Raw genomic sequence first — 25,297 nt, forward strand, 5'->3', positions numbered from 1 at the left:
GGGCGGCCCGCTCGATAGGGTGGCCCGATGGATGCCGATGCGCTGAGCGCAGCTCGCGACGCCAGCGTCGAGTTCGGCCTGCGTGAGGCCGCCGAGCACCTCGCCGTTCCCGGGCCGACCGACGACAAGTACTCCCGCGGCGTGCTCGGCGTGGTGAGCGGCAGCGCGGTCTACCCCGGCGCCGCGGTGCTCACGGTCGAGGCGGCGCTGCGCACAGGCGTGGGCATGCTGCGCTACCTGGGGCCGGCCCGTGCCGCCGAGTTCGTGCTGCACCGGCGACCCGAGGTGGTCACCGCGCCGGGTCGCGTGCAGGCATGGCTGCTCGGGTCGGGTATGCCCCGGCCCGACGAGACGGGAGGGGACGACCCGGACGCAGCCGAGCGCGTCGAGGGCGCGCTGGCCAGTGGGCTGCCGATCGTGCTCGACGCGGGAGCACTCGCGCGGGCGGCGGACTGCGCCGGCCCGATGGTGCTGACGCCGCACGCGGGAGAGCTCGCCCGCCTGCTCGAGGTGGAGCGCGCAGCCGTCGAGGCAGACCCTGCTGCGAGTGCGCGTGCGGCGGCGCGGCACTACGGCGCGACGGTGCTGCTCAAGGGGTACCGCACGACGGTCGTCGGGCCGAGCGGCCCGCCCCGGGTCGTGGAGCAGGCCCCGGCGTGGCTCGCGACCGCGGGGGCCGGGGACGCGCTCGCCGGCATCCTCGCAGCCCTCGTCGCCACCCACTCCGCCGCGGTGCTCGACGACCCGGGTCTGCTCGGCCCGCTCGCCGCGACGGCCGCGGTCGTGCACGGCCGTGCGGCGCGAGCCGCCTCGGGCGGCGGCCCCTTCACGGTGCTCGACCTGTGCGGTCGCCTCGGCCCGGTCATCGCCGAGCTGCTCGTGCTGAGGGCCTGACCGCGCGATGGCCCGAGGTCGTCACGACCGGAGTCATGACGCGCGCGGCACTACGCTGGCGAGCATGCCGGCCGCAGCACGATTCCTCGCGCTCGGCCAAAGCGCACTCGTGCTGTGGGCGCTGTTCGCGCTCGTGCATGCCTGGCTGGGCATCCTGAATCTGATGGGGCCAGGCCAGCCCTTCGGCGACGTTCTGGTCGTCTACCCGTTCTGGGTGGAGCGAGGACTCAACGAGGGGCAGTGGGTCGGCATCGACACCTCGTGGGTGTATCCGCTTCTCGCCCTCGTGCCGATGCTTGCCGCCTATGCGGCGGGGCCCGAGTGGTACGGCGTGGCGTGGCTGGTCATGGTCTCCTCGCTCAACGCCGCCGCGTACCTGGCGCTGCTGGGGGCGCGGCCGCGGGTGCCGGGTGCGCGCGCCGCGATCGCCGCGGGCTGGATGCTCTTCCTCCTGCTGCTCGGGCCGGTCGCGCTCGGCCGCATCGACGCCGTGACGGTCGCGCTCGCGGTCACGGCGGTCGTGCTCGTGCGCGACCACCCGCGCTGGGCGGGTGCCCTGCTGGCGGCAGGCGCCTGGGTGAAGGTGTGGCCGGCTGCCGTGCTCGTCGCCGCGCTCATCGCAGTGCGCCGTCGGCTGGCGGTGCTGATCGGGGCGCTCGCGGTGAGCCTCGCCGTCGTCGCCGTGGGGCTGGCGCTGGGCGCCGGCGGTGCGCTGTTCAGCGCGGTCGTCGAGCAGAGCGCGCGCGGGCTGCAGGTCGAGTCTCCAGCGGCGACACCGTGGTTGTGGGCCGCTGTCGCGGCGCCGGGCGTGGCACGAGTGGAGTACGACCCGGCGCTGCTGACCTTCCAGGTCGTGGGGCCGGGCACAGACCTCGTCGCTGCCCTCACGACGCCGGCTCTCGCGCTCGTGGTGATCGTGGTCGCGGTGCTCGGGGTGGTCGCTGCGCGGCGCGGCATCGACGAGGCGCTGCTGCTGCCCGTGCTCGCCCTCGCGCTCGTGATGTCCCTCGTGCTCGTCAACAAGGTGGGGTCGCCGCAGCTCGCCTCGTGGGTCGTGGTGCCGGTCATCCTGGGCCTGCTCCTGCAGGGGCGCGGCGGCGACTCCTTCCTCGTCCCCGCGATTCTGGCACTCGCGATCGCCGGCTCGACCCAGCTCGTCTACCCGGTGCTCTACGACCGGCTGCTGGCGCTCGACCCGGCGCTCGTGCTCGTGCTCACCGTGCGCAACCTGCTCTACGCGGCCCTGTGGGGGTGGGCGCTCGTACGCCTGGCGGGCACGCTGCGGCTCGCGCGCCGGTCGAACCCGTACGATGCCCGCATGACTGTCGAAGGAGCATCCTCATGATCGTCGCGTTCTCGGTCGCCCCCTCGGGCGGTACGTCGTCGGATTCCGTGCACGACGCCGTCGCCGCCGCCGTGCGCATCGTGCGCGAGTCGGGCCTGCCCAACCGCACCTCCTCGATGTTCACCGAGATCGAGGGCGAGTGGGACGAGGTCATGGAGGTCGTCAAGCGCGCGACTCTTGCGGTGGCCGAGCACGGCACGCGCGTGTCGCTCGTGCTGAAGGCCGACTACCGGCCCGGCCACACGGGCGAGCTCGACGGCAAGGTGGAGCGCCTCGAGGCTGCGCTCGATTCGCAGGGGAACGGCTAGAGCCCGCGCTCGAATCGCAGGAAAACGGCTAGGGTCGGCTGCCTCGACGGGTCGCGTGGTCGGCTGACGAATGTCGGTGGTCGATGGTGTGATTGCCTCATGAACGCATCCGGGCTCTCGCTCACCGAGTCCCCGCGCCCGTCGACCGTGCTCGACGATTCGCTCGCCGATCTTCTCCAGGCCGCCGCCGCTCTGGAGAGTGTCATGGCGAGGGCGCAGGCGATGCGGGCCGAGGTGATCGACCGTGCGCGTCAACTCGCCGAGCTGACTGCCGCCGCAGAGTCTGCTGAGCTGCAGCGCGACGACTCGCCGTCGGCGCGGCGGCAGCTCGCGCACCGAGTGCTCGCGAGCGAGGTGGCGTGCGCACTGCGCGTGCCCGAGCGCTCCGCTGAGCGGTTGATCGACGAGAGCGACAAGCTCGTGCGGCACTTGAGTGCGACCCACCGTGCACTGGCCGAGGGTTCGATTAGCTATCGGCACGCCCAGGTGATCATCGACGAGGCTCGGTCGTTGCCTGATGCGGCTCTCCCCGGATTCGAGTCCGCCATGCTGCCGGTGGCCGCTCGACTGACCGCGGCCCGTCTTCGCCCTCGTGCGCGTGTCGAACGCGAGCGCTGCCACCCCGAGAGCATCGAGCAGCGTGTGAAGGCGAGCGAGGCAGAGCGGAACGTGAGTCTCGAGCCCGCGCATGACGGCATGGCGTGGTTGAGCGCCTTCTTGCCGGTAGCTCGAGCGAGCGCCATCTACGAGCGGGTCACGATGGTAGCGCTCGACCTCAAGCGCACGGCCTCGGGCAGCGGCGACGACTCGCGCACTCTCTCGCAGCTGCGCGCCGACGTGTTCGCCGACCTCCTCGTAGACGGGGTCGTCGAGGCGACGGGCTGCGGCGCAGGAGTTCGCGCGACGGTGCACGTTACGGTGCCGGTGGAACGCTTACTGGGACGGGCGACGACGAACACGTCGCACGCGCCCATCACTTCCGCGTTCATCCCGCAGGCAGAGCTCGAGGGGTACGGCCCGCTCGACGACGACACGGCTCGAGAATTGGCTGCGGGTGCGCCCTCTTTCACACGACTGCTCAGGCATCCCGAGTCGGGGGCGGTGCTCTCGGTCGGGCGTGACCGCTATGCGGTGCCTGCTGATCTGACGGCGGCTCTGCGCATTCGCGATCGCACGTGCAGGTTTCCGGGGTGCGGGCGCTCAGCACGTCGCAGTGACATCGATCACACCGTCGACTGGCAGTTCGGCGGCACCACGTCGATCGACAATCTTGCGCACCTCTGCCCGGCGCATCATCAGCTGAAGCACCGCAGTGCGTGGAAGGTGTCGCAGCAGGGCGGCGGCGTGCTGCGCTGGCGATCACCGAGCGGGTCCACCTACGTGACTCATCCCGAGGGCGTCCCCGCACCGCCGAGCACACGGGAAGTCACCGTCACCCGCTGAGTGCGCGGTGCTGCACCCTGGCATTGTGCGTGCCGTCTGGCACAGGCTCGAAGGCTAGAGCCCGCCGCCCCCGCCCGGGGCGTCGACGAGAATGCCGTCGCTGATCGCCTGCTTGCGCAGGCCCACCTTCGTGCCCACGTCGATGCCGGCGATGCGGTACTTCTCGCGGATGCGCTTGAGATAGCTCTTGGCCGTCTCCTCCGAGATGCCCAGCTGGTAGGCGACCGACTTCACGGGCTCACCGGCCCCGTACAGGGCCATCACGCGGCGCTCCTGCGCGCTCAGGCGAGGTGACCCGCCCACGTCGGCGGCGTTGAGCGCGAGATCGAGCTCGGCCGAGATGAACGATTCACCCTGGTGGGCGGCGCGAATCGCCTCGACGATCATGCCCGCGTCTTCGCTCTTCACGAGGTAGCCGAGCGCGCCGGCATTGAGCGCTTCGCGCACCACGTTCGGCTCGCTGTAGGTGCTCATCAGCACGACGCGTACCCCCGTCGACTTGAGTGTCTGAATCTTGAGAGAGACGGGGATGTTGTCTTTGAGGTCAAGGTCGAGCAGCACCACGTCGACGGGGAAGGCGGGGTGGGACAGCAGGTCGGGCCAGGTCGCGACGGCCGCGACCATGTCGATATCGTCGGCCGCCTGGCGAATCCACTCGGTGAGCGCACCCAGCAGCATGCGGTGGTCGTCGACCAGGGCGAGTCGAATGGGGGTGTCCGTCGCTGCCATCGGTTCCTCCTGCGTAGCTCAGCCGGGTCGTGCCGCGTCGACCGGATTCTCGACCGAGCAGTCGAGATCGATGCGGAACCTGCCGTTCACTGTGCTGTCACTGTATCGCCCGACCCGGTCGAGAGCCTCCCACACACCGGGGTCGACACGATTCCGTTTAATGCCCGCCACCGAGACGACGAGGGGGATGATCGTCTCGTGCGGTTCGGATGCACGGCCAGGGTCGGGGGAGGAGAGCGGGCCGAGCGTCACATCGATGAGGCGAGGGGGCGCGCCGGAGGCGGGATCGGAGGCGAGCAGCCAGATCGCTGCGAGCAGAGCATCGCGTTGGGCGCTGTCGAGCAGGCCGGCGAGAGCGGCGGGGTCGCTCACGGTGACGCGACGGCCGAGATGCTCCGACTCGCTGACCGCGTGGAACAGCCAGGTCTCGCGGCGACCCTCGATGAGGTGCAGCCGCAGCTCGGTCGCCAGACGGGAGGCACGCGAGGCGAGCGCGGGCGGTAGCGGCAGCGGGGCCGTGCCGGTGGCGACCGATTCGAGAAGCTCCTCGGCGTCCTGGTCGAGCCGGGCGAGCTCTTCGGAGGCGAGCATGCCGACGGCGAGGCGCGGGGCGGTCACGGTGGACTGCACGAGCACGCGGTCGAGCTCGCGCTTGAGCATCCTCTCGAAGCCGCTCACCAGCAGCACGCCCGTGAGGCCGGGGCCGACCGCGAGCGCGACGACGACCATCTGGGCCGGCAGCGTGGTCGGGGTCAGAGGCGTCGTCACCAGGATGCAGATGATGAAGGCGACGGCGAGCGCTGCGGTGGCCAGCAGAACCTCCCACTGCGCGCGCAGCGTGACGATGATGAGCAGCACGAAGCCCGCCGAGATCGACGCGGTGGCGTAGGTGCCCACGTTCTGCAGCGGCGCGATCGCGACGAAGTCGAGCCACACCACTCCGGCGAGAGCGGCGAGGAAGAAGAAGTAGAGCCAGTCGGGCAGTCGCTCGCCGGTGGCGGAGATCGTGATCGTGAGGCCCAGAAAGGTGACCATGAGCAGCAGCCAGGCGCCCACGACGGGCAGCAGTGTGGGGTAGTCGCCCGCGCGGGACATGAACAGGGCGATGCCGAGCATCGACTGCAGGGCGGCGATGATCGCGACGCCGATGCCGAGGAACCCGGAGCCGAGCGCGGAGGCGTGGGTCGAGGTCGGCGAGCCGCGGCGTGTGGAGGACCGCGCCCCGGCGGGGCGCACCGACCCGCCGAGGGTGGACTCCTCGGGCAGCTGGTGGGCGCTCATCGCGGAACCTCGAGAATCACGGTCGTGCCGGCGCCCGGGGTGGAGAAGACGCGCGCGGGCCGCCGACGTCGCGCAGTCGGGCGACGATCGACTCGGTGAAGCCGAGGCTCGAGGCGGCGATCTCCTCGGGTGAGAAGCCGACGCCGGCGTCGGTGATGACGGCGCGCAGGGAGTCGGCGGTCTGCGTGATGGTGACATCGGCGTGGTCGACGCCGGCGTGGCGGCGCACGTTCTCGAGCGATTCGGTGAGGGCCAGCAGGAAGGCGTCGAGCACGTCGCTCGGCAGCAGCACCTGGCCCGTGCCGTGCCAGCGCACATCGAGCCCCATCCGGCCGAAGCGGTTCTTGACCGACTCGAGGGTCGTGCCGAGCGCGGTCTCGGCGACCGGCTCGAGGCTGTAGGAGCCCGAGAAGCGCGGCATGGGGGTGGAGCCCAGGCGCAACTGGCGCAGCAGCCGTGCGTCCTCCGCCGCCTGCTCGCGCATCGCCTCCTCGGTGACCCCGACGCCCGAGTGCGCGAGCAGCGTGAGCGTGGCGAGCACGGTGTCGTGCAGCAGCCGGGCGCTCTGCCGTCGCTGGGCTTCCGTCTCGCTCGCCTGCCGCTCGACGGTGTGGGCGCGACCGATGCCGTCGATGCGCCGCAGGGCGCGCTCGACGCCGACGGTGACCCACGTGCCGATGATGAGCATGATGACCCAGGAGGCGAGCGTCGCGATCGCGGGAGTCGAGATGAGGCCGCCCGTGGGGCCCGCGGTCGCCACGAGCAGGCTGCTGCCCAGGGTGCCGCCGGCCCAGACGAGCCAGCGCACCGTGCCCTCGCTCAGCACCATGCCGACACCCGCCAGGCCCGCGGCGCCGAGCGGCGCGAGCGAGAGCGGCAGGGCGAGCGAGGAGCCCTGCCCCCAGGGCAGCTGGGCGAGGGCGAGAGCCCCGAAGCCGAGCAGGATCGTGAGCACGACCCAGCCGAGGTGCGGGCTGCGCCCCACCATGACGAGCGCGGCGGCCTGCGCGATGAGCAGGATGAGCACGCTCGGCAGCACGTCGGCATCGACGACGCCCGGCAGCGAGAGGCACAGGCCGGCCAGCAGCACGCCGCACAGCCCGAAGGCGCGCGCGGCGCGCTGCAGCAGCAGCCTGCGCTCGCGCTCGATCATCGCGGCGTCGCGCTCGTGACGTAGCTCATCGCCCTCAGTCTGACACTGGAGCGGCGCTCAGTCGGGGAGGCCGCACACCTGCCGGATCGCGTCGTACAGCCCCGCCCGAACCTGATCGTCGGTGGCGACGACGACGGTGATGGCGCGGTCGGTGTCGCCGCCGACCCGCACGGTGACGGGGAACCGCGTGCCCTGCTTGTCCTCCGCGATCGCGTGCGGGTCGCACCGGGCGGGTGCCACGGTCAGGGGCACCGTCACGCGCGCACCCGGTGAGACGCGCGTATCGATCGGGATGCTCGACCCCCGCTGCCCGTCCGTGTCGACGACGCTCAGCAGCACGGTGCCGCCGATCGACTCGATGGCCGCGACCGCGCCGGGCGCGCCGGTGCCGACGGCGACGAGGTCGAGCCCGATCACGCTGCTCGACCCCGCGTCGAGCACGTCGCGCTCCGGTGCCCGGCGCAGTTCGAGCTGCACGACCGCCTCGACGGCCGCCGCGTCGCACGTCGTGCCGAACCACGCCACCCACTGGCCGAGCCGGTCGACGGTCGACAGCTCGACGACGGCGGTCGAGCCGTCGGCGAGGAGGATGTCGAGCCGGGCATCCGGCGCGGTGGTCGTCGGGGCGGGGCAGCGCGCACCTGCGAGGAGCACAGGGAGGTCGCGCGTCGCGCCGGCGGGGATCGTCGTCTCGCCGTCGCGCCACAGCGGGCGCTCGAGAGCGGGGGAGTCGAGGCTCGCGCTCACCACCCTGAGGGGTGTCGCACCAGCATTGTGCACCGCGATCTGCATCGTGCCGCGCTCGGGGTCGAAGCGCGTGCGGTAGACGTCGACGGCGAGCTCGACCTCGTCGATGGTCACCGGGGCCGCCTCCGCGGCATCGATGTCGTCGACGTGCGGCGCGCAGGAGGCGAGCGCCGGCACGAGGGCGACGAGGATGGCCGCTCTCGTGAGTCGAGACCGGCCGGGCACGTCAGCTCGCGAGCAGCTCGGCGAGGTGCGGGCTCACGAGGTTGTCCTCGATGAGGAACGAGTCGTGCCCGAACGGCGAGCTGATGACGGCGGCCTGCGAGCCGTGGATGGTGCGCGGCAGGTGCGCGGAGAGCTCGTGCTGCGTCTCGACCGGGAACAGGCGGTCGCTGTCGATGCCGAGCACGAGGCACGTGGCGGTGACGCGCGCGAGGGTCTCGGCGAGCGGCCCTCGACCCCGCGTGACGTCGTGCGAGTTCATCGCCTCCACGAGAGCGATGTAGCTGTTCGCGTCGAAGCGCCGGGTGAACTTGTTGCCGTGGAAGTCGAGGTAGCTCTCCACGGCGAAGCGACCCCCGTGGCCGAGCGGGTCGAGCGTGCCCTGCCAGCTGCGCTCGAATCGGGCGTTGAGCTCGTCGGGCGAGCGGTAGTTGAGCAGGGCCATGCGGCGGGCGAGCGCGAGGCCGCGGTACGGGCCCTCCGGCTCGTCGTAGTAGTCGCCCTCGCGGAAGAGCGGGTCCATGCGGATCGCCTCGATCTGCACCGAGTTGAGGGCCAGCTGGTCGGCGTTGGAGAACGCGGGGGCGGCGAGCACGCCGACGCGGGCGACGCGATCGGGATGCTCGACCGCCCACTCGAGCGCGTGCATGCCCCCCATCGACCCGCCGATGACCGCCGCGAACCGCTCGATGCCGAGCGCGTCGGCGAGCATGCGCTGCGCTGCCACCTGGTCGCGGATCGTCAGGTACGGGAAGCGCGAGCCCCACTCCGAGCCGTCGGGGCTGAACGATGCGGGCCCCGTCGAACCCTGGCAGCCGCCGAGCACGTTGGGGGCGAGCACGAACCAGCGGTCGGTGTCGATCGCGAGCCCCGGGCCGACGATGCCGCCCCACCAGCCCGCCGTCGCGTGGCCCGGGCCGGGAGGGCCCACGAGGTGGCTGTCGCCTGTGAGCGCGTGCGGCACGAGCACGACGTTGGAGCGGTCGGGGGCGAGCTCGCCCCAGGTCTCGTAGGCGAGGCGCAGGTGCGGCAGCGAGCGGCCCGACTCGAGCTCGAGCGGCCCGAGGTCGGCGAAACGGCGCTCGCCGGGGTCGTCGCCTTCGCGCCACGCGCCCGTCGTGGGAGGAGTGCCGCGCAGGGCGCGACGGCTCGCCTCAGTGATGAAAGCCGAGGGCACCGTGTCTTCGCTCGTCTGCCAGTCCATGCTCAGACCATTCTGTCGCAGTCGCGCCCGGTCGCTCGTCGCATGACGACGGGCGACCGGGCGCGGTGCGGAGACGAGCGCTGCTAGCGGGAGCTCGCCGCCGAGACGGCGCGCGCTGCCGCGAAGCCCGACTCGAGGTCGGCGAGGATGTCGTCGACGTTCTCGAGGCCCACCGAGAGGCGCACGAGGCCCGGCGTGACGCCCGCGGAGAGCTGCTGCTCGGGCGTGAGCTGCGAGTGCGTCGTCGAGGCGGGGTGGATGATGAGGCTGCGCACGTCGCCGATGTTGGCGACGTGGCTGAACAGGCTCACGCTGTCGACGAGCGCGCGGCCGGCGTCGACGCCGCCCTTGAGCTCGAAGGAGAGCACCGCGCCCACGCCTTTCGGCGCGTACTTCAGACCCGCCGCGTACCAGGGGCTCGAGGAGAGCCCCGCGTAGTCGACCGTCGCGACGTCGTCGTGCGCCTCGAGCCACTCGGCGACCGCCTGCGCGTTCTGCACGTGGCGCTCGAGCCGCAGGCTCAGCGTCTCGATGCCCTGGATGAGCTGCCAGGCGTTGTCGGGCGAGATCGCCGAGCCGATGTCGCGCAGCAGCTGCACGCGTGCCTTGATGATGTACGCGATGCCGTCGCCGAGCACGCCCGTGTAGCTCGCGCCGTGGTACGAGGGGTCGGGCTCGGTAAGGCCGGGGAACTTCTCCACGTTCTGCGACCAGGCGAACTTTCCGCCGTCGACGATGAAACCGCCGATGACGGTGCCGTGCCCGCCGAGGAACTTCGTGGCCGAGTGCACGACGATGTCGGCGCCGTGCTCGAGGGGGCGGATGAGGTACGGGGTCGCGATGGTGTTGTCGACGATGAGCGGCAGGCCGTTCTCGTGGGCGACCCCGGCGACCTTCTCGATGTCGAGGATGTTGACCTTCGGGTTGCCGACCGTCTCGCCGAACAGCAGCTTCGTATTCGGGCGGATGGCCGCCTGCCATGCCTCGGCGTCGTCCTGGTCCTCGACGAAGGTCACCTCGACTCCGAGCTTGGCGAGGGTGTACTTGAACAGGTTGTACGTGCCGCCGTAGACGCTCGAGGAGGACACGATGTGGTCGCCGGCGTTGGCGATGTTGAGCACCGCGTAGGTCGTCGCCGACTGCCCCGAGGAGAGCAGGAGCGCGGCGGTGCCGCCCTCCAGCGCGGCGATGCGCTGCTCGGCGACATCCTGCGTGGGGTTCTGGATACGCGTGTAGATGTTGCCGAACTCGGCGAGCGCGAAGAGGTTCTTGGCGTGCTCGGCGTCGTTGAAGACGTAGGCGGTCGTGCGGTAGACCGGGGTCGCTCGCGCGTTCGTCACCGGGTCGGGCTGGGCCCCCGCGTGGATCTGCTGCGTTTCGAACTTCCAGGTGTCGGTCATGGTGGCGCTCCCTCGGGTCTGCGGTACGTGACTGCGACCGTACGGCCACGGTTGCGCGCGGTCAACGGTGGCCGACACACGCCGTAACGTGGGCGTCTCCCCGCTGCGCTCAATCCCGGCGTGCGCCGGTCGGGTCGGTGCGGGAGGGCCCGAGCCGCATTGGTCCCGTCGTCGTGTCGATCTCCTTGTGCAGCAGCCACCGGGGCCGCGGCTCGACGAGGGGCCGCGCCGCCCACCGCACCCAGGGGCTCGCCAGGGCGAAAGAGATGCCGACAGAGATCACGGTCATCACGAGCAGCCACGGCCAACCGGTGAGCTCGTCACCGATGGCGCCGGACTCGCGGATCGGGTAGAGCACGAACGAGTGCAGCAGGTACACGTACATGGTCGCCTGCCCGAGCGGCGTGATGGCGAGCCGACGGCGCGGCACGAGCGCGAACACGCACGCCGAGAGCAGCGTGGCGAGCGCGATCAGGCTCAGGCGCACGGCACCCGCCCACCACTGGTCCTCCCCGAGCGCCGCGTAGGAGTCGGCATAGAAGAACCAGAAGCGCAGATCGGCGGCGCGCCAGGTATCGATGAAGGCCCACAGCACGGCAGCCCAGATCGCGAGGATGCCGAGGGCACCCAGGCGCACGAGCGCCGCAGGAGCCTCGACGGCGCGCCAGCGCTCCACGACTCCCCAGTCGCTCAGCTTCCAGCCGAGCACGAAGAACGGCAGGATGCCGAGGGCACGCGAGAGGGAGAACGTCGAATCGACGGCGGAGAGGTACCCGACGCCGACGGACACGATCACAGCCCACAGGAGCGGCCAGCGCAGCAGCGCGAGGTACGGCAGGATCAGCCGGAAGATTCCGAGCGCGAGCAGGAACCACAGGGTCCACGACGGAGTGGTCGGGTCGAGGGAGACGCGCCCCTCGACCACGTAGTGCAGCAGGCTCCAGATCGACTCGAAGATGATGTAGGGCACGACGATGTCGGTGATGACGCGCCGCATCTGGCGTGCCGTGGGCGGCCCCGACTTCGAGAAGTAGCCGCTGATGATGGCGAACAGCGGCATGTGGAACGCGTAGATGAACAGGTACGCGACGAGCCCGGCATCGGAGTCGTAGGTGAAACGCTGAATGCCGTGCCCGACGACGACGAGTGTGATGGCGATGAACCGCGCGTTGTCCCACACGGGCACGCGCGAGGTCGCGGTCGATGGAGCCCCCATGGGCAGGAGGGTACGCCGCCGGGCTCGGAGTACCGTGGGCGCATGCACAGCAGACGCGCAGTCATCACCGGAGCAAGCTCGGGCATCGGCGCGGCGACCGTGCGCCGACTGCGTGAGGCAGGCTGGTCGGTGCTGGCGGTGGCCCGCCGGGACGACCGCCTCGCGGCGCTCGCGGAGGAGACCGGATGCTCGGTGCGCGTCGTCGACGTCACGAGCGACCACGATGTGGCCGCCCTGCGTACCGCGCTCGCCGACGACATCGCCGAGTCGGGCCACCCGCTCGATGCGCTCGTGCTCAACGCCGGCCTCGCGATCGGCGTCGACCCCGTTGCGGAAGGAGACGCCGCCGACTGGGCGCGCATGTTCGAGGTGAACGTGCTCGGAGCCCAGCGGGTGCTCGCCGCCCTGCTGCCTCTGCTGCGCGAGGGAGCCCACGCGCGGGGATTCGCCGACGTGCTCGCCGTCACCTCGACCGCCGGCCAGCGCGCCTACGAGGGCGGCGGCGGTTATGCGGCGTCGAAGTTCGGCCTGCGGGCCATGATGGACACGCTGCGTCTCGAGCTCGCCGGCGAGCCGATCCGGGTCGCGCAGGTGGCCCCTGGCATGGTGCGCACCGATGAGTTCACCCTGAACCGCCTCGGCGGGGACGCCGAGCGTGCTGCGGCTCTCTACGATGGGGTCGAGCATCCCCTCACGGCCGACGACGTCGCCCTCGTGATCGCGCAGACCCTCGCCCTGCCCGGCCACATCAATCTCGACGAGATCACCATGCGCCCGCTGGCCCAGGCCGCGCAGCACAAGCTCATTCGGGGTCCGCTGCGGCCGCGCGAGGCGCCGTAGGAGTGACCAGCGCCGCCTCGCCCGCGACGACCTCGTCGCTGAAGGCGAGCTTCGGCACGGCGAGCAGCAGGATCGCGCTGAGAAGAGCCGTGCCGCCGCAGATCGCGAACACCGTGAGGTACCCCGCGTAGGTTCCGACGGTCTCGATCGCGGCCTGGCCTCCCGCGTAGATGAGGACGACCGCGAAGACGGCGGAGGCGAAGGAGCCGCCGATCGTCTTCGTCGTGTTCGTGAGCCCGGCGGCGATGCCGGTCTGGCCGAGCGGCGCGGCGGCGGAGGCGGCGGCGGGCAGCGCCGCGACGAGCGCACCCGATCCGATGCCGGCGACGACCATGTTGAGGGTCACCTGCAGGGGTGTGGAGTTGAAGGGCAGGAACAGCAGGTAGCCGGCCGCGATGAAGCTCGTGCCCACGATGAGGGCGATGCGCGGGGTCGTGCGGTTCGACAGCACGGGGAACAGCAGCGCGCCGACGATCATGGCGATGAGGTAGGCGCCGATGATGTTCGAGATCGCCGAGGAGGACAGCCCCAGGCCGTAGCCGACGACGGGGTCGGTGCCGGCGTACAGGCTCAGGGGAGCTTGGGCGCCGAGGATGCTGATGCCCAGCAGGCCCGCGACGAGCTGGATGGGCCACATCGACGGCTGGCGCAGCACGCGCAGGTCGATCGCCGGGTCGGGGTGGCGCAGCACCCAGCGGCCGAAGGGCAGCAGCAGCAGAACCCCGACGAGCATGAGCAGGTACACCCACCATGCCTCCGGCCCGTTGATGCGCAGGAAGGTGAGGCCGCTCGTGATCGTCAGCAGCGCGATCGTGAGCAGCACGAAGCCCACCGTGTCGAGGCGCCGACCCGGGATGGGCGTCGACTCGGGAACACCAAAGAGGATCGCGAAGAACGCGGCGGTCGTCGCCGCGGCGGGCACCGAGAGCGCGAGGGGCACGTTGCCGCCGACCGCTTCGAAGAAGCGGCCGCCGCCGAGCGCGCCCGCGATGGCGCCGGCTTCGAGTGCGACGACGAGGAATCCTGCCGCGCGGCGCGTCTGCGAGGCGCCGCGCTTCTCGCTGCGGCCCCGATCGAAGATGAGGGCGACCTCCAGCGGCAGCCATACGACGTAGAAGCCCTGCAGTGCCCACGCGGCCAGGAAGCTCCAGAAGTCGGCGGCGAACACGAGCCACCAGCTCGCACCAGCGGTGAGCACGGTGGAGATGAGCAGCACCTTCTTGTGCCCGATCATGTCGCCGAGCTTGGCGAGAATCGGCACCACGAGGGCGCTCAGCAGCAGCTGCGCCGCCTCGAACCAGTTGAAGTCGGGGTCGCGGATGCCCAGGTACTCGACGAGGTCGGGGATGAGCGGGATGTAGTAGCCCTGCAGCACCCCGCTCACGAACTCGACGAAGAACAGGTACCCGACGAGCCCGAGCGTGATCGCTCCCGACCGTCCGCGCAGCAGCTGTGCCATTCGGCGATGCTAGCGTGCGGCATCCACAGGTCGATGCCCGGCCCGCTAGCGTGATCGGATGAGCACGCCCCGGCCCCTGCGCGACCTTGTCGCGGCCGATTGGGCGGATGCCCTCGCCCCCGTCGCGCCGGGCATCGAGCAGCTCGGCCACTGGTTGCGGGCCGAGGTCGCCGAAGGTCGCCCGTATCTGCCGGCCGGGCCCGCCGTGCTGCGGGCGTTCAGCACTCCGCTCGCCGACGTGCGCGTGCTCATCGTCGGGCAAGACCCGTACCCGACGCCCGGCCATCCGATCGGCCTGAGCTTCGCCGTGGAGCGCTCGGTGCGGCCGCTGCCGAGGAGCCTGGTCAACATCTACCGCGAGCTGCACGACGATCTGGGCGTCGCACCTGCCGAGCACGGCGATCTCTCGGCGTGGCAGAGCCAGGGCGTCCTTCTGCTGAACCGCGTGCTCACCGTGCGGGCGGGTGCGAGCGGCTCGCACCGCGGCCGCGGTTGGGAGGAGGTCACGGAGCATGCCGTCCGATCTCTTGTCGACCGCGGCGGCCCGCTCGTCGCCGTTCTGTGGGGGCGGCAGGCGCAGTCTCTGGCGCCCGTGCTGGAGGGTGTGCCGATCGTCGCGAGTGCGCACCCCAGCCCGCTCTCCGCGAGTGCGGGCTTCTTCGGGTCACGGCCGTTCAGTCGCGTCAACGAGCTTCTCGACTCCCAGGGCTCTGCGGCTATCGATTGGTGCCTGCCGTCGTAGGCTGAGGGCGTGCTGGAGGAGGAGTACCAACCGCGTCGGCGGCTGCCGCGCCATCTGCGCCCGGCCCCGCCGCCCGAGCCGACGTTCAGCTTCAGTGTGCGGCCCGCGACGGAGGCCGACCTGCCCCACATACGCGAGATCTACAACCACTACGTCGCGAACAGCACCGTGACCTTCGACGAGAAGCGCTGGACCCTGCGCGGTCTGCGCGCGAAGTTCGCGCACGTGCAGAAGCTCGGCTTTCCCTTCATCGTCGCCGTCTCACCGACCGATCAGGTGCTCGGCTTCGCCTACGTCTACCCGTGGAAGGAGAAGGCGGCCTACCGGTACACGGTCGAGAACTCCATCTACCTCGGGCCCGCGTCGACCGGCAAGGGGCTCGGCACGGCACTCCTGGAAGAGCTGATGGAGCGCTCGCGCGAGGCCGGGGTCAAGGAGATCATCGCCGTGATTGCCGACCGCGGTGCGGACGCGTCGATTCGCCTGCACGAGAAGTTCGGGTTCCGCCAGACCGGCGCCATGGGGCGCGTGGGCTTCAAGTTCGACCGCTGGCTGGGCATCGTGCTGCTGCAGAAGTCGCTCGGGCCCTCGAAGAGCCAGTCGGCGGACGCACGCCGTTGAGCGCCCGCCGACCGAGCTACTGGTAGACCTCGCCGCGAATCTCCTCGGCGAACATGACCGCCTCGTCGTAGAACACCTGGCCGCCGAAGGCGCTGATGACGGAGATCCAGCTGTCGGCTCGCACCTCGTTGTAGATGGCGGGGGCGCCCTGCTCGTCGCCGAGCAGACCGTAGGTGATCGCGCCGTCCTCGAGGGTGCTTTCGTTGAGGCCCTGCGCGGTGAGGTCGTCGACCACTCCGGCGCGCGTCGCGGGGTTCAGGGGCGCGACGCTGATGAGCAGATCGGCGATCTCGCCATCCGGATTCGCCCAGATGCAGCTGATGCCGCCCACGCGCTGCTCGGGTGTCGGGTCGGCGAAGACGTCGTTGCCCTCGGTGCTGCCCGGGCCGCCGCGCAGCACCAGATTCTGGCCGGCGAGGTTGTCGAGGCGCTCCTGCGGGAAGATCTGGGTGCAGTCGGAGGGCATGCTGAATGCCTCCGGCTCGGGCTCGGCCGTCGGCTCCGGCTCGGGCTCCGTCGACTCGGTGGGCACGACCTCCGGCTCGTCGACCGGCTCGTCGTCGGCAGCGCACGCACTGAGCCCCGCCAGCAGCACCAGGGCGGCGGCGCCGCTCAGCACGCGGTGGCGCAGCAGGGGGCGTCGCTCGAGCATGAGTCTCCTCCACGGTCGGCCTCGTGCGCAGGGTCTGGTGCGCAGGGTCTGGTGGGCGAGAATCTATCAGCCGCGGTGGGCGGGGAGCGCCTCGATCGGCGACGGAGGGCAGGGCATCCCGCGTTCGTTGCGCAATCGATACGAACCCGCCCCGCGTAGGCTCGACGGCGTGTTCGAACTCCACCATCTGACAGCGCTCGAGCAGTGGCAGTGGCTGCAGGAGGGCCAGATAGAGCCTCGCGAGCTGGTCGATCACTACCTCGCGCGCATCGAGCGCCTCAACGACGACGTCGGGGCCTTCACGGTCGTGGAGGCTCAGCGCGCGCGGGAGCTCGCGCAGCGTCTGGGGCGGGAGGTGCCCCGCACCGCGCCCCTGTGGGGTCTGCCGATCGCCGACAAAGAGCTCGTCCCGCGCGCGGGTCAGCGCACGACGTTCGGCTCGCGCCTCTTCGCCGATCATGTGCCCGACGAGTCGGACGAGCTCGTGCGCCACCTCGACGACGCCGGGGCGATCAGCCTGGGGGCGACGGCCGCGCCGGAGTTCGGTCTGCCCTCGTACACCGAGAGCCTGGTGGCCCCACCGGCGCGCACGCCTTACGCGCTCGAGCGCGGCGCGGGAGGCTCCAGCGGGGGAGCGGCCGTCGCGGTCGCCGCCGGTCTTCTGCCCTTCGCACCCGGCTCCGACGGAGGAGGGAGCATCCGCATTCCGGCCGCAGCCTGCGGTCTCGTCGGCCTCAAGCCGTCCCGTGGACGCATCCCCTCCGGCAGCGGCCTCGATCGCCTCGCGGGTCTCGTCGTGCCGGGGCCTCTCGCGCGCACCGTCGCCGACGCCGCGCTCATGCTCGACGCGCTCGTCTCCGCGGCTCCGTGGGAGTTCGCGACGCGCGCGCCCGCGCCCCACGACGGCCCCTTCCTCGGCGCCGCGGTGCGCGGCGAAGGCCGGTTCCAGCTCGGGATCATGACCGACACCCCCTGGGAGGGCTTCACCGACATCACGATCGCGCCCGAGTCACGGGATGCTCTCACGACAGCGATCGCGGGCTTCGAGCGCCTCGGCCACGGCGTGGAGGAGCTCACGCTGCCCGCCGAGCCCCACTACGCCCGGCACTTCCGCACGGTGTGGATGGCAGGCGCGGCGAGCATCCCCGTGCGCACGGATGCCGAGCTCGCCCTGCTCGAGCCGCTCACGGCCTGGCTCGTCGGCCAGGGCCGGGCGCTGCCCGCGACGGCGCTCGCGGAGGCGCTCGCGTGGCTTTCCGGGTTCGAGCGCCGCGTCATCCGCCGGCTGGGAACGGTCGACATCGTGGTCACGCCCGCACTGGCGATGACGCCGCGCCCACTCGGCTGGTTCGACGCGGAGGACGCGGAGCGCAACTTCGCTCAGCAGGTGCAGTACACGCCGTGGACGAGCTTCGTCAACGTGGCGGGGCTGCCCGCGCTCACCCTGCCCATCGGCCTCACCGGCGCCGAATCGGAGGTGCCGGGCGTGCCCATGGGGGTGCACCTCATCGGACGCCCCGGGGGCGAGGCCGACCTGCTCGCGCTCGGCGCGCAGTGGGAGCGAGCGCATCCGGAGCGCCTGCATCCGCCGCAATGGTAGGCGGCTCGACGGCCGTGGGCTCGACGGCGGGGGGCTCGACGGCCGCGGCCCCGGCCGCACGGGGCCGGGTGGCGCGGCGGTAGCCGCCATCCTCGAGGCCTGCCTCGATCTCGAAACGATTGTGCAGGGGATCGCGCCCGGCGGCCAGGTACAGCACGATGAGGGCGAGGCCGTAGCGGCGCCACTGCTGCCGGTGCACGGCCTCGTGCCTCAGCACGGCGTCGCTCACGGAGTCCCGCGTCAAGTAGACGGCCCCCAGGGTCGTGCCGCCTCGCCCGAACGCCCAGCGCGGCAGCCCGGCGCACACGAGCAGATCGCCGTGACGGGCGACCCGGAACTGCGCGAGCGGCGCCCCCCAGGAGAGCGCGAGCGCGGTCACGAGCCAGTAGCTGGGCAGCGCGAGCACGGCGCGCACGATCCGCACGCCTCAGCCCGTCGCGCTCGCCCGACCGTACTGCTCGAGCAGCCGTAGCCAGATCTCGCTGAGGGTCGGGTAGGCGGGCACGGCGTGCCACAGGCGTTCGAGGGGCACTTCGCCGACGACCGCGATCGTCGCGGCGTGCAGCAGCTCGGCCACGTCGTCGCCCACGACCGTGAATCCCACGATCACGCACCTGCCCTCGTCGACGACCATGCGGGCGGTGCCGCGGTAGCGGTCGGCGTGCACGCTCGCGCCGGCGACGTGCCCGAGCTCGTAGTCGACGGCGCGCACCTGTAGACCGCGCTCGGTCGCCTCGGCGAGGGTGAGGCCCACGCTCGCGACCTCGGGCGAGGTGAAGGTCACCTGGGGCACGGCGGCGTGATCGGCGGTCGCGACGTGCGCGCCCCAGGCAGACTGCTGCAGGGATGCCCCGCGCGCGCGCGCCGCGATCGCATCGCCCGCGGCGCGCGCCTGGTACTTGCCCTGGTGGGTGAGCAGCGCGCGATGGTTGACGTCGCCGACGGCGTAGAGCCAGTCGCTCGCGCGCCCCTCCGCGTCGAGGGCCCGCAGCGTGTCGTCGACCTCGATCCAGTCGCCGGGGGCGAGCCCGACCGTCTCGAGCCCGATGGCGTGCGTCGCCGCGCGGCGGCCGGTGGCGACGACGACCTCGACGACGAGCAGCTCGCGGCCCTCGGGCAGCGCGAGGCGCACCGTCCCGTCGGCGAGCCGGTCGACGCGCTCGGGCGTCGTGCCGATGAGCACCTCGGCGCCGTCGGCACGCAGGCGCTCGGCGACGGCCTCGCCGGCGAACTCCTCGACCCCCGAGAGCAGGCGGCCGCGGCTGAGGAGCGTCACGCGCGAGCCGAGCGAGGTAAACGCGGTCGCCATCTCGCAGCCGACGACCCCGCCGCCGATGATCGCGAGGCGATCGGGCACGGTCTCCGTGCTCGTGATCTCGCGGGAGGTCCAGCCAGCCGCCTCTGCGAGCCCGTCGATCGACGGCACGGCGGCCTCGCTCCCCGTGCAGATCGCGACCGCGTGCCGGGCGAGCACGGTGCGCTGCGAGCCGTCGTCTGCCTCGATGATGACGCGGCGCTCGCCGTCGAGCCGCGCCCGTCCGCGGGCGAGCGCGATGCCCGCCTTCTCGAGCCAGCGCACCTGGCCGGAGTCGTCCCAGTGGCTCGTGAAGGCATCGCGCCGCGCGAGCACCGCCGCGGTGTCGAGCTCGCCCGTGACGGCCTCTCGTGCGCCACCGACGGCGTGCGCGGCGCGCAGCGCGCTCGCGGAGCGCAGGAGCGCCTTGGAGGGCATGCACGCCCAGTAGGAGCATTCGCCGCCGACGAGCTCGCTCTCGACGATGAGCGCCGTCAGGCCGCCCTGCACCACGCGGTCGGCGACGTTCTCGCCGACTGCTCCCGCGCCGATCACGACGATGTCGTAGGTCTCGTGCGCGGTGTCGCTCCCAGCGGCGGCGCCAGCCGACGGCACGCCGCTACCGTCCCACGAACTCGGGATCGGTGCGCGTGAGGAACGCCTGCATGCCGATGCGGGCATCCTCGGTCTGCGCGAGCCTCACGAGCTCGTGCGGCAGGCGCGCCTCGGCGGCCGCGACCCCCTCGCGCACCGCCAGACGGGCGTTGGCAAGGGTCGCCTGCACGGCGAGCGGTGCCTGGGCGGCGATGCGCCCCGCGAGCTCCCGCGCCCTCTCGAGCTGGTGCCCCGGCTCGACGACCTCCTGCACGAGCCCCATGCGGTGCGCCTCGGCAGCATCGAAGCGGTCGCCCGTGAGCATCCAGCGCATCGCGTCGCCCCAGCCGGCCGTGGCGGCGAAGCGCGTCGTCGCCCCGCCAAACGGCAGGATCGCCCTGGCCACCTCGAGCTGCGCGAAGACGGTGTCGGAGGCGGCGATCGTGATGTCGGAGGCGAGAGCGAGCTCAACGCCGAGCGTCAGGCACGTGCCCTGCACCGCCAGCACGACGGGCTTGCTCACTCGGGAGCCGTCCATGCCCCACGGGTGGATGCCGCCCTCGGGCACCATCGCGAGCCCCTCGGGGCCGATACGCGGGGCGACGTCGGCCAGGTCGAGGCCGCCCGTGAAGTGGTCGCCGTGCGCGTAGACCACCCCGACCCGGGCGGTGTCGTCGCGGTCGAGCTCGCCGTACGCGAGCGCGAGCTGCTCGAGCATGGCGACATCCGCGGCGTTGCGCTTCTCGGGGCGGTTGAGGCCGATGAGCAGGAGGGAGCCGTCGCGGTCGACGGTGACGCGCTTCTCAGTCATGCTCGCCAGGGTACTGAGGCGCACCGCTCAGCGGGTGAATGCCCCGATGATCCGCAGGATCGCGGCACTGTCATCGACCGCGTCCTCCTCTCGAGCGCCTTCCGCGGGGGCGTACTCGCACAGGCCCGCGCCGCCGAGCGGCAGGGCGCGTCTCGCCGCGACCAGCGCATCGCAGAGCTCGCCGAGCTCGAGACCGAACGGGGCGGGGAACCCGACTCCCGCGAAGACCGAGGGGTCGAGCACGTCGAGGTCGACGTGCAGGTACAGCAGGGCATCCGCACCGTCTCCCGCGCGCTCGGCGACCGCGTCAGCCACCTCGGGCACGGCGACCCGGCGCAGGCCGAGGCTCTCGATCGCCTCGGCCTCCGCATCGTCGAGGTCGCGCACGCCGAGCAGCAGAACATCCTCGGGGGCGACGACACCGTCGTCGAGGAGCGCGCGCAGCACCATGCCGTGGAACGCGCCGCTCGGAGAGCTGTCGGGAGAGTTCAGGTCGGCGTGCGCATCCGCCCACAGCAGCACAGGGCGCGCCCGCGCGGCGACCGCGTCGATGCTCGCGTACTCGACGCCGCAGTCGCCGCCGACGACGATCACGGGGTTGTCGTGGTCGCTCTCGTGCTCGGCGAGGGCGCGACCGAGGCGCTCGCGCACGAGGCGGATCGAGCTCCAGCGCTGCACGCCCGTGCCCTCGTGATCGCCGGCCTCGAGGGGCACGTCCACGCGAACCGTGGCGGCGGCGGGAAGGTCGGCGAGGATCGCCTCGGCGCCGTCCACGAGGCGCATGGCGCGGTCGGAGCCGGAGCCCTGCCACTGCGGCACGACGAGAAAGCGAGCGGGCATGCCGTCAGTCTCGCATCGAGCGCGGGGCGGGCGGTAGCGCCGCGCGGCCGGCGGCCGCTGCCGCCGAGCTGAGGAGCGCCTCGAGCGGCCCGCGCCGCCCGAGCGCCGTGCAGGCGAGACCGAACAGAATGCCCGCCCCGACGAGCACGAGGGCGACGGTCTCGCCGACCGGGCTCGAGAACAGCCCCGCGGGCCCGAGCGGTGCGAGCATCGCGATCACGACGACCTGGCCGACATAGACCGTGAGGGCGACGCGGCCCAGAGCCGCGAGCGGGGCGAGCACGACGCGAGGCCACCGCGAGGGCGCGCCGCTGTCGAGCACGACGAGCAGCAGCCCGATGATCGCGAAGGCGAGCCCGCCCGAGCCGACGAGCTCGGCCGTGGAGCCGCTGTGCGCCTCGGCCGAGACGCCGGGCAGGAGGGTGGCGCCGTACCCGCCGAGGGCCGCAGCAGAGCCCCCGCCGACCATCAGCACGCGGGTGCGGGTGCGCTGCAGATCACCGCGCGCCACGAGCAGGCCGATGCTGACGAGCGGCAGCCACAGCACAGCCGGGTAGAAGCCCGTGAACAGGTAGTCGATGAGGGGCTCGAGCGGGCTCGAACCCGCTGCCCCCGCCGCCACGATCGCATCGCGAGCGAGGGGCGCGACGGCGAGCAGCACGATGCCCACCGCGGCGAGCAGCCATCTCGCGGCGAACAGCAGCGGCAGGGCGAGCACGAACAGCACCCCGTAGTAGTCGAGGATGACGGCGATGCCGCTGGGGAGCATCCAGAGCAGAAGCCCCATCGCAAGCAGGATCGCGGCCCGCACGAGCAGGCGCACGCGCTGCTCGCGACGGGCGCCCTCCGGCGCACGCGGCGCGGCCGCGCGCGCGGTCACGAAACCGAGGGAGACGCCCGCGACGACGACGAACAGCACCGAGGGGCGGCCGTCCACGAGCAGCTCGCCAGAGTCCTCCCGGGGCCAGGCGTGGGCGGCGATCATGCCGATGATCGCGAGACCGCGCGCCGCGTCAACGCCGTGCCACCGTGAGCCCTCAGCGCCGCGAGCGGAGGCGCCCTCCCCGCCGTGCGCGGAGAGGGCGACGCCGGATGCCCTACTGATCGATCGCCTGCGGAGCGTTGCCCTGCTTGAGGGCGGCGAGCCGCGCGTCGACCTCCGCCTGCACCCCGACGTCTTCGAGCGCCTCGAACTGGGCATCGAGGCTCGACGAGGCGAGCTCCTGCTGGCCGAGCACCTTGGCTTCCTCGCGGCGGATCTTCTCCTCGAACCGGCCGAGCTCGCTCGTCGGGTCGAGAATGTCGATGCTCTTCACAGCATCGAGTACCTGCGACTGCGCGTCGGCGATCTTCGCGCGCGCCACCAGCTGGTCACGCTTGGCGCGCAGCTCCCCGAGCTTGCCCTTCATGCCCTCGAGCCCGCTCTTGAGCTTGTCGACGACCTCGGTCTGCGACGCGATCGTCGGCTGGGCGGCCTTCGCCTGCGACTCGGCGGCGAGCTGCTTGCCGAGGGCGACCTTCGCGAGGTTGTCGAACTTGTCGGCGTCGGCGGAGTTCCCTCCGCGGCGCAGCTCGTCGGCCTTGGCGCTCGCCGCGAGGGCCTTGCGGCCCCAGTCCTGCGCCGATGCGACGTCCTCGGCATAGTCCTGCTCGAGCAGCCGCAGGTTGCCGATGGTCTGCGCGATCGCGGCCTCCGCCTCCTGGATGCTCGCGGTGTAGTCGCGCACCATCTGGTCGAGCATCTTCTGCGGGTCCTCCGCAGAGTCGAGCAGGGCGTTGATGTTGGCCTTCGCGAGCTGGGCGATGCGGCCGAAGATGGACTGCTTGGTCATGACGGGTGATGCCTTTCTGTGGAGTCGTGCCGGGCGGAGCGTCGGTGGTAGCGGAATCAGAAGCGCCCGCCGCGGCTGCGGCCGGAGCGGGAGCGCGAGGAGCGCGCGGGGCGGGCGGGCGAGCGAGAGGATCGGGAGCTCGTCGAGCGTCGCGAGCCCGACGACCCGAACCGTGGACGGGAGGGTGCGCCGCCGGAGCCGATGAGCCCCCCGAGCAGTCCGCCGACGAGCGCACCACCCCCGCCGGTGGAGCCTGCCCGACTCAGGCCGCCGAGGGCGCCGCGCGGCTCGAGCGCTCCGCGCACATCCCGCTCGGCGTCGTCCAGGGCGCGCTGGGCGAGCTCGTGCGCACCCTGGGCCGTCTGGAGGGCGGAGACGGGGTCGGTCGTGCGCGCATTGACGGCGACCTCGAGCTGCGCCTGGGCCTCGGCGAGACGCCCTCGAGCGCCCGCGCCGACAGCGCCGCGATGGGACGCGATGTACTCTGCAGCGCTGAGGATGGCGCTGCGGGCGGAGGCCAGAGTGCGCTCCAGGGCCGCTTCTGCCGAGGCGCGACGCTCCGACTCCTCACGCGCGTCGGCGAGCTCGGCGTCGAGGGCCCGGTCGGCGGCGACGAGACGGGTGAGCGAGGCGACGGGGTCGCGGTCGTCGACCTCGTCGAGGGCCGACTGCGCGGCGGCGACCGCCGCGGCGAGCTCCGGAGAGCGTGCAGTCGTCGGGGGGATGGCGCGGGCTGCCTCGAGGCCGGAGGCCAGGTCGGTGCGCTGAGCGGCGACGGCCGTCCGCGCGTCGGCGAGCTCGGCCGAACGGCGCTCCACCGCTTCCGCCGTGCTGTGCAGCTGGGCCAGCACGAGCTGCGCCGACCGCACCTCGATGGCCGCCGCGGAGGGCTCCTGGCGCTCGTGGGCGGCGAGCGCGGCCTGCAGCTCGTCCTCGGCGAGCTGCAGCAGCCGGGGCAGCTGCTCGGGAGCATCCGCGATGTCGCTCAGCGCCGCCGCTGCGTACTCCTCGCGCAACCGATCAACGGTCGTGCGGGCTGTCTCGACAGCGGAGGCGGCCCCGTCGAGGGCACCACGGGCCGTCGTGATCGACCCGGAGAGGTTCTGCTCGACCTCCCGCAGTGCTTCGAAGGCCTCCTCCTGGGCGGCGAGCAGAGCATCCGCCTCGTCGCACTGAGCCACGATGCGCAGCAGAGCCTCGCGCCGCGGACCCGCTTCGGCGGTTCCCTCGTCGAGCGCACGGCGGGAGCGGAACGCCTCGGTGACGATCGCACGGGCACGGGTCAGGGCATCGCGGAATCCTGCAGTGGGCTCGGCGCCGAACTGCGCCTCGGCGAAGCCGAGCTCCTGCTCGCTCGTCGCGAGGGCGTCGTCCAGCTCGACGAGCCGACGCGCCGCCGTCTGGTCGATCTGCTCGAGCGACTGCTTCTCGGGCGCGCGCGCCGTGCCGGTGCCGCGTCGTCGCGAGCGCACGACGACGACGATGATGACGATGATGCCGCCGACGATCGCGGCACCGATGAGGAACGGGACGATGGAGCCCTGCGGTGCGGCGAGCCGCTCGGCGTACGCCACGATGCCGTCGGCCCAGCGATCGTCGCGCAGCGCCGGGATGAGCGCGTCGGTCTCCGCGCTCGCGAGGGCGGCGTCACCCACCGGGAACTCGGCCCCGGGCGCGACGCCGAACGCTCGGTCATCGACGGCGATCGCGAGCAGGGCATCCCGCTCACCGAGACCGGAGGCGATGGCCGCGGCCTCCGCCCAGTCGGCGCCGCTTCGCGGGGCCTCGAAGGTGTCGACGAGGACGACGATGAGCGGCGCACCGATCTCGTCGAAGAGACTCTCGAGGGCCGCCTCCACGCGCGGGGCATCGTCACCGAGCACCCCCGCCTCATCGAGCACGTAGGCGCCGCCGGCATCCACCGGTTCGGCAGCGTGCGCCGGGGCGGCGAACAGCGCGCCACCCAGGATTGCGCCGAGCACGAGCGAGACCCGGGTACGCGCTCGGTTCGTCGACGGCGTGGTCGGGGGTGTCCTGATCGATGGGGCGTGCATCGCACCGTTCTCTCTG

At 72.2% G+C, this 25,297-nt stretch carries 24 protein-coding genes; 8 read left to right on the plus strand and 16 right to left on the minus strand.

Annotated elements, in window-relative coordinates; all coding sequences use genetic code 11:
- Positions 1-27: 27 nt before the first annotated feature.
- From RJQ01_RS05660 to RJQ01_RS05675, 4 genes are all read left to right on the plus strand, one after another.
- Positions 28-894: an ADP-dependent NAD(P)H-hydrate dehydratase gene (locus tag RJQ01_RS05660; RefSeq protein ID WP_350475751.1), complete on the plus strand. Its 867-nt coding sequence runs from the start codon at positions 28-30 to the stop codon at positions 892-894.
- A gap of 64 nt (positions 895-958) precedes the next feature.
- Positions 959-2,239: a glycosyltransferase 87 family protein gene (locus RJQ01_RS05665; protein WP_350475752.1), complete on the plus strand. Its 1,281-nt coding sequence runs from the start codon at positions 959-961 to the stop codon at positions 2,237-2,239.
- Entirely contained in the window at positions 2,236-2,547 is a 312-nt protein-coding gene (locus tag RJQ01_RS05670; protein WP_350475753.1) for a thiamine-binding protein, read from the plus strand. Before RJQ01_RS05665 ends, RJQ01_RS05670 begins: the two co-directional genes overlap by 4 nt.
- 99 nt (positions 2,548-2,646) lie before the next feature.
- Positions 2,647-3,990: an HNH endonuclease signature motif containing protein gene (locus RJQ01_RS05675; protein WP_350475754.1), complete on the plus strand. Its 1,344-nt coding sequence runs from the start codon at positions 2,647-2,649 to the stop codon at positions 3,988-3,990.
- Positions 3,991-4,044: 54 nt separating this feature from the next.
- On the opposite strand, the gene RJQ01_RS05680 is transcribed toward RJQ01_RS05675, so the two are convergent.
- From RJQ01_RS05680 to RJQ01_RS05710, 7 genes are all read right to left on the minus strand, one after another.
- Positions 4,045-4,719 (minus strand): response regulator, encoded by a 675-nt coding sequence (locus tag RJQ01_RS05680; RefSeq protein ID WP_350475755.1) that lies wholly within the window; start codon positions 4,717-4,719, stop codon positions 4,045-4,047.
- An 18-nt stretch (positions 4,720-4,737) separates the two neighbouring features.
- Positions 4,738-6,000: a hypothetical protein gene (locus RJQ01_RS05685; RefSeq protein ID WP_350475756.1), complete on the minus strand. Its 1,263-nt coding sequence runs from the start codon at positions 5,998-6,000 to the stop codon at positions 4,738-4,740.
- A gap of 16 nt (positions 6,001-6,016) precedes the next feature.
- On the minus strand, positions 6,017-7,153 hold the full coding sequence (locus RJQ01_RS05690) for a sensor histidine kinase (RefSeq protein ID WP_350475757.1): 1,137 nt from the start codon (positions 7,151-7,153) through the stop codon (positions 6,017-6,019).
- A gap of 57 nt (positions 7,154-7,210) precedes the next feature.
- Positions 7,211-8,125, minus strand: a complete 915-nt coding sequence (locus RJQ01_RS05695; protein ID WP_350475758.1) for a hypothetical protein — start codon at positions 8,123-8,125, stop codon at positions 7,211-7,213.
- Between the two features lies 1 nt (position 8,126).
- A complete protein-coding gene (gene metX / locus RJQ01_RS05700) occupies positions 8,127-9,326 on the minus strand; it encodes a homoserine O-acetyltransferase MetX (protein ID WP_350475759.1) in 1,200 nt (399 codons plus the stop codon).
- Positions 9,327-9,409: 83 nt separating this feature from the next.
- A complete protein-coding gene (locus RJQ01_RS05705; protein WP_350475760.1) occupies positions 9,410-10,804 on the minus strand; it encodes a bifunctional o-acetylhomoserine/o-acetylserine sulfhydrylase in 1,395 nt (464 codons plus the stop codon).
- Between the two features lie 31 nt (positions 10,805-10,835).
- Positions 10,836-11,942 (minus strand): acyltransferase family protein, encoded by a 1,107-nt coding sequence (locus RJQ01_RS05710; protein WP_350475761.1) that lies wholly within the window; start codon positions 11,940-11,942, stop codon positions 10,836-10,838.
- A 42-nt stretch (positions 11,943-11,984) separates the two neighbouring features.
- Between RJQ01_RS05710 and RJQ01_RS05715 the strand changes: the two genes are divergently transcribed.
- The gene (locus RJQ01_RS05715; RefSeq protein ID WP_350475762.1) at positions 11,985-12,782 is read left to right on the plus strand and encodes an SDR family oxidoreductase; all 798 of its coding nucleotides are present in this window, start codon (positions 11,985-11,987) and stop codon (positions 12,780-12,782) included.
- Here the strand turns inward: RJQ01_RS05715 and RJQ01_RS05720 are convergent.
- Positions 12,745-14,241 (minus strand): MFS transporter, encoded by a 1,497-nt coding sequence (locus tag RJQ01_RS05720; RefSeq protein WP_350475763.1) that lies wholly within the window; start codon positions 14,239-14,241, stop codon positions 12,745-12,747. The two genes, RJQ01_RS05715 and RJQ01_RS05720, sit on opposite strands and share 38 nt — an antisense overlap.
- A gap of 58 nt (positions 14,242-14,299) precedes the next feature.
- Here RJQ01_RS05720 and RJQ01_RS05725 point away from each other — a divergent pair, with 58 nt between their 5' ends.
- On the plus strand, positions 14,300-14,983 hold the full coding sequence (locus RJQ01_RS05725; RefSeq protein ID WP_350475764.1) for a uracil-DNA glycosylase: 684 nt from the start codon (positions 14,300-14,302) through the stop codon (positions 14,981-14,983).
- Positions 14,984-14,992: 9 nt separating this feature from the next.
- Positions 14,993-15,604: a GNAT family N-acetyltransferase gene (locus RJQ01_RS05730; RefSeq protein ID WP_350475765.1), complete on the plus strand. Its 612-nt coding sequence runs from the start codon at positions 14,993-14,995 to the stop codon at positions 15,602-15,604.
- 16 nt (positions 15,605-15,620) lie between these two features.
- Here the strand turns inward: RJQ01_RS05730 and RJQ01_RS05735 are convergent, their stop codons facing one another.
- Positions 15,621-16,256, minus strand: coding sequence for a hypothetical protein (locus RJQ01_RS05735; RefSeq protein ID WP_350475767.1), 636 nt, complete (start codon positions 16,254-16,256; stop codon positions 15,621-15,623).
- 169 nt (positions 16,257-16,425) lie between these two features.
- Between RJQ01_RS05735 and RJQ01_RS05740 the strand changes: the two genes are divergently transcribed.
- The gene (locus RJQ01_RS05740) at positions 16,426-17,856 is read left to right on the plus strand and encodes an amidase (RefSeq protein WP_350475768.1); all 1,431 of its coding nucleotides are present in this window, start codon (positions 16,426-16,428) and stop codon (positions 17,854-17,856) included.
- Here the strand turns inward: RJQ01_RS05740 and RJQ01_RS05745 are convergent.
- The 7 genes from RJQ01_RS05745 to RJQ01_RS05775 all read right to left on the minus strand — a co-directional run bounded on the left by RJQ01_RS05745 (position 17,762) and on the right by RJQ01_RS05775 (position 25,281).
- Positions 17,762-18,280: a hypothetical protein gene (locus RJQ01_RS05745; RefSeq protein ID WP_350475769.1), complete on the minus strand. Its 519-nt coding sequence runs from the start codon at positions 18,278-18,280 to the stop codon at positions 17,762-17,764. The genes RJQ01_RS05740 and RJQ01_RS05745 overlap by 95 nt on opposite strands.
- A 3-nt stretch (positions 18,281-18,283) precedes the next feature.
- Positions 18,284-19,765 (minus strand): dihydrolipoyl dehydrogenase family protein, encoded by a 1,482-nt coding sequence (locus RJQ01_RS05750; RefSeq protein WP_350475770.1) that lies wholly within the window; start codon positions 19,763-19,765, stop codon positions 18,284-18,286.
- 4 nt (positions 19,766-19,769) lie between these two features.
- Positions 19,770-20,555, minus strand: coding sequence for a crotonase/enoyl-CoA hydratase family protein (locus tag RJQ01_RS05755; protein ID WP_350475771.1), 786 nt, complete (start codon positions 20,553-20,555; stop codon positions 19,770-19,772).
- 27 nt (positions 20,556-20,582) lie between these two features.
- Entirely contained in the window at positions 20,583-21,395 is an 813-nt protein-coding gene (locus RJQ01_RS05760) for an arginase family protein (RefSeq protein WP_350475772.1), read from the minus strand.
- Between the two features lie 4 nt (positions 21,396-21,399).
- Entirely contained in the window at positions 21,400-22,380 is a 981-nt protein-coding gene (locus RJQ01_RS05765) for a DUF418 domain-containing protein (RefSeq protein WP_350475773.1), read from the minus strand.
- Between the two features lie 112 nt (positions 22,381-22,492).
- Positions 22,493-23,227: a PspA/IM30 family protein gene (locus RJQ01_RS05770; RefSeq protein WP_350475774.1), complete on the minus strand. Its 735-nt coding sequence runs from the start codon at positions 23,225-23,227 to the stop codon at positions 22,493-22,495.
- Positions 23,228-23,283: 56 nt separating this feature from the next.
- Positions 23,284-25,281 carry a TPM domain-containing protein gene (locus RJQ01_RS05775; protein WP_350475775.1) on the minus strand — a complete coding sequence of 666 codons (1,998 nt, stop codon included), beginning with the start codon at positions 25,279-25,281 and terminating at the stop codon, positions 23,284-23,286.
- Positions 25,282-25,297: the final 16 nt, after the last annotated feature.

Origin of the sequence: Microcella sp. (assembly GCF_040286215.1) — a bacterium.
Classification (GTDB): Bacteria; Actinomycetota; Actinomycetes; order Actinomycetales; family Microbacteriaceae; genus Microcella.